General features: G+C 59.3%; 2 protein-coding genes and 2 pseudogenes. 3 read left to right on the forward strand and 1 reads right to left on the reverse strand.

All coding sequences use genetic code 11. The features are described 5' to 3' along the window. Window positions 1-243: 243 nt before the first annotated feature. Window positions 244-498: an RNA-binding protein gene (locus F4827_RS34710; protein ID WP_183733939.1), complete on the forward strand. Its 255-nt coding sequence runs from the start codon at window positions 244-246 to the stop codon at window positions 496-498. A gap of 15 nt (window positions 499-513) precedes the next feature. Here the strand turns inward: F4827_RS34710 and F4827_RS34715 are convergent. Beyond that, window positions 514-1,347 (reverse strand): annotated as a pseudogene (locus F4827_RS34715) (glycosyl hydrolase family 28 protein); the annotation flags it as partial. A gap of 129 nt (window positions 1,348-1,476) precedes the next feature. Between F4827_RS34715 and F4827_RS34720 the strand changes: the two are divergent. Continuing rightward, window positions 1,477-1,740: pseudogene (locus F4827_RS34720) on the forward strand (transposase); the annotation flags it as partial. 365 nt (window positions 1,741-2,105) lie between these two features. Then, window positions 2,106-3,596 carry a group II intron reverse transcriptase/maturase gene (gene ltrA, locus F4827_RS34725; protein WP_409258908.1) on the forward strand — a complete coding sequence of 497 codons (1,491 nt, stop codon included), beginning with the start codon at window positions 2,106-2,108 and terminating at the stop codon, window positions 3,594-3,596. Window positions 3,597-3,687 lie beyond the last annotated feature (91 nt).

A 3,687-nucleotide genomic window follows, 5' to 3' on the forward strand; every position in this document is an offset into this window, starting at 1 on the left:
CTTCCCATCCCGAACAGGACCGTGAAACAGCTCCACGCCGATGATAGTGCGGATTGCCCGTGTGAAAGTAGGTAATCGTCAGGCTCCTTATGCAGGTCGTCCAGAACCCCGGTGTCTCCAAAAGAGAACCGGGGTTCTGGCGTTTACGCGCAGGTTTCATACGCACCGCCGCGCCGCAAACTATCATGAGCTTCGCAACGCCAGTTCCACACGCTTGAATTCAACATTCAAAAGAGGTGCGTCATGGCCGAACTGCTGCTCGGAAACATTGAAGAAAATATCGCCGACGAGGAAATCAACGCCTTTTTGCAGAAGTACGGCTTTCCCCCGTACGACGAAATTCAGCGCATAGAAGGCGCGGGACGTCCTGCTGCCCTGCTGCGCTACAACGAACTCACCGACGATTTCCTGCGTACGCTGCAACCGCGCGTCCACAATATCTTCTGGCACAACCGCACGATCAGCGCACAGGTGATCCCTGTTCGCGAAGAGGACTAAGCGCAGCGCCCGGGCTTAAACCGGGCGCCGTTTGCGATAACCGACCAGGGACGTGTTGTACGTCGTCCCGCCGATCACCACGTTGCTCAGCGCGATGGCATTCACGTTATTCACGTAGATCGGCCCAGGATTTGTCGCCGAAGCCGTGCCGCTGCAAACCGGCGTTCCCAGATTGCAGTTCGAGATCGTCATTGCGCTGATCGGCAACACGGTTGGCGCTGGCGCGGGGCCGTTGTAATCGGCGGAAACCGCTCCTTGCGCGACGATCGCCTGAAAGCACGACGCCGTAGCGCCGCCCGAGGTGGCATTGCCGGCCGTCACGTTCGAAATATTGATGTTTTTCACGACCGGCGGACTGATGCGAACCGCGTCGCCGGCGGGGCTATAGTCGCAATCGAACGTGATCAGGCCACCTTGCGACGCCGCCGGATTCGAACCCGACGAACTCGTCGTACCAACCGGAACCGATGCCGTAATCGGACCGCCTGCGATCATATTGCTCGAACCATAACCCTTGCCGACGAGCGTCACACCGTTCGGCAGCGTCACACCATCGATCCAGACGTTTTGCACCGCGCCGCCGCGGTTCATATTCGTCTTGATGCGAATGGCGATATTCAGCGGATTGGTCGCCTAGTTCTCATTGAGCATGCTGAGATTGCGCGCATAGATATTCTGGACTCCTGCGCTCATTTCGCTGCCGAGCGTGAGGCCGCCATGTCCGCTGTTCATGGTGCAGTTCTGGATCACGTGATGCTGCGCGGGCCCATACTCGGTGTCGTTTGCCTTACCCGATTTGATCGCGATGCAGTCATCGCCCGTGTTGAACTTCACGCCGTCTGCAAGCACGTAATTAGTCGGCCTTGAACAAATCGCGAAGGCTTATGCGGCAAGGCTGCGAGGCCGAAATGGTGTTGTGGGAATTGCAGGGCCCTGGCATATTAGTGCTGAAATCCTGCAAATCCTGACGAGGTGCGGATGGGTCCGAAGACGCCTGTGACAGAGGGAGATTTCTTCCGGCAGCCGCTGCGTGAGCAGATCAACCTGAAACATCCGCTCGTGCGGCTGGCTGAGCTGATCAACTGGGATCGGCTGGGCATGGCGATGAGCGAGAGCTTCGTGTCGCGCAAGGGACGGCCGGCAACATCCCCCAGGCTGATCGCCGGCCTGCTGTATCTGCAGCACGCATTCGATCTGTCGGACGAAGAGGTCGTCTGGCAATGGGTTGAAAATCCCTACTGGGTGCGCCGGGAGACCGGCAAGGCGTAGGTGGTGAGAGTCCACTACGATGAAGGCATAGCGAGCCACATCGCCCCCGAGCCGTGCGCGGGCATCCGCGAGGAGGTCAGCGAAGCGTCGGCAGGGGAATGTGTAGGCCAGCCATGGAGCCACGAAATGGTTTATATCCCGGATGCCCACGCGCTCCAGTACGTGGAAGGCAATACGAGCGGGCGCGACATCGCGAGTGCCTGCCGATCCGGCGTGGTCGTAGAACCTGGCATGCACGCAAGCGCCTTGCACGGGAACCGGGAGATCTCACGTCTGACCTGGCGTTGTAGCGGTATTGGCCAGGTCCGCGTCGGGAAGGCGAGGAGCCGAAGCCGATGATGTACGGACGTGAGAAGTCAGACTCCGCCGTAGTAGCGAAGAAGCCTGCGAACAAGGTCGGGAAACCGGCTGCGGAGTGGGTGGAGCCAAGGGCGGGGACCGAGGGGAACGCGAACCAGAATCACACGTGCCGGGCGCAGAACCGGGGAAGCGTGTCACAGGGACTGGATCGCGTACGACAGTTGGCGAGACAGCATAAGAAGATGCGTTTCACGACGTTGCTGCACCACGTCACGGTCGAGCGGCTGAGCGCTGCGTTCTATGCGCTCAAACGTAAGGCGGCGCCGGGAGTTGACGGCATGACGTGGCAAAGCTATGAAGCGGGACTGGAGAGCAATCTCCGGGACCTGCACAGGCGGGTTCACACAGGGAGCTACCGTGCCCTGCCAGTGCTGCGCCGTTACATACCGAAGGGCGACGGAGGTCTCAGGCCCTTGGGTATAGCTGCGCTGCAGGACAAGCTTGTGCAGAGCGTAATGGTTGATGTTCTGAACGCCATTTATGAGGAAGACTTCCTCGGCTTTTCGTACGGGTTTCGCCCGGGTCGTAACCAGCATGATGCGCTCGACGCATTGGCTGCCGCGATTCAGTGGCGACCGGTGAACTGGATTCTGGATGCCGACATCCGAAGCTTTTTCGACACTGTCAACAGGAAATCGTTGATCCGTTTCGTGAAGCATCGGGTGGCGGACCCGCGAGTCATTCGCCTGATCGGCAAGTGGCTCGATGCTGGGGTGCTGGACAATGGCCGGCTAACGTCGGTACAGGCCGGTACGCCCCAGGGTTCGGTGATCTCCCCATTACTCGCCAATATCTATCTGCACTATGTCTTTGATTTGTGGATAGAGCGATGGCGGCGACAGCGGGTCCGAGGCACGGTGATTGTGTCGCGGTACGCGGATGATACGGTAGTGGGCTTCCAGTACGAAGCAGATGCGCTGCTGCTGCTGAAGGAACTGCGGCAACGCATGGAGGAATTCGACCTCACGCTGCACCCGGAGAAGACCCGTCTGCTGGAGTTTGGTCGATATGCGGCCGAGCGGCGAAGGCGTAAGGGCATGGCGAAGCCGGAGACGTTTGCTTATCTGGGTTTCACCCACATAAGTGGAACGTCTCTCAACGACAGTTTCCAGCTCAAACGCAAGAGCCGCAAGGACCGGCTGCGCGCGAAGCTCAAGCAGGTCAAGGAGCAGATGCGCCTGCGTATGCACGAGCCGATTGCCTCACAAGGGCGCTGGCTGGCGCAGATCGTTCGGGGCTACTTTGCGTACCATGCCGTTCCGACCAATATCCGGTCGCTGCGTGCGTTCCGGCACGGCATTATGAACATCTGGCGGCGGACGCTCCGGCGTCGCAGTCAGAAGGACACGATGACGTGGCAGCGTATTCAGCGTCTGGCAGACGAGTGGTTGCCTCAACCGCAAATTCTTCATGCCTGGCCAGATCGCCGATTTGCCGTCAATCACCCGAGGTGGGAGCCGAATGCCTAAGAGCGGCTAACACAAGTCATCAACAAAGCGTGAACAGATAACGGCAGCAGCTAGGGACAGCAACGCAACATGAATGTCGAGACGACGCTCG

Source organism: Paraburkholderia bannensis, from assembly GCF_014200455.1.
GTDB lineage: Bacteria > Pseudomonadota > Gammaproteobacteria > Burkholderiales > Burkholderiaceae > Paraburkholderia > Paraburkholderia bannensis_A.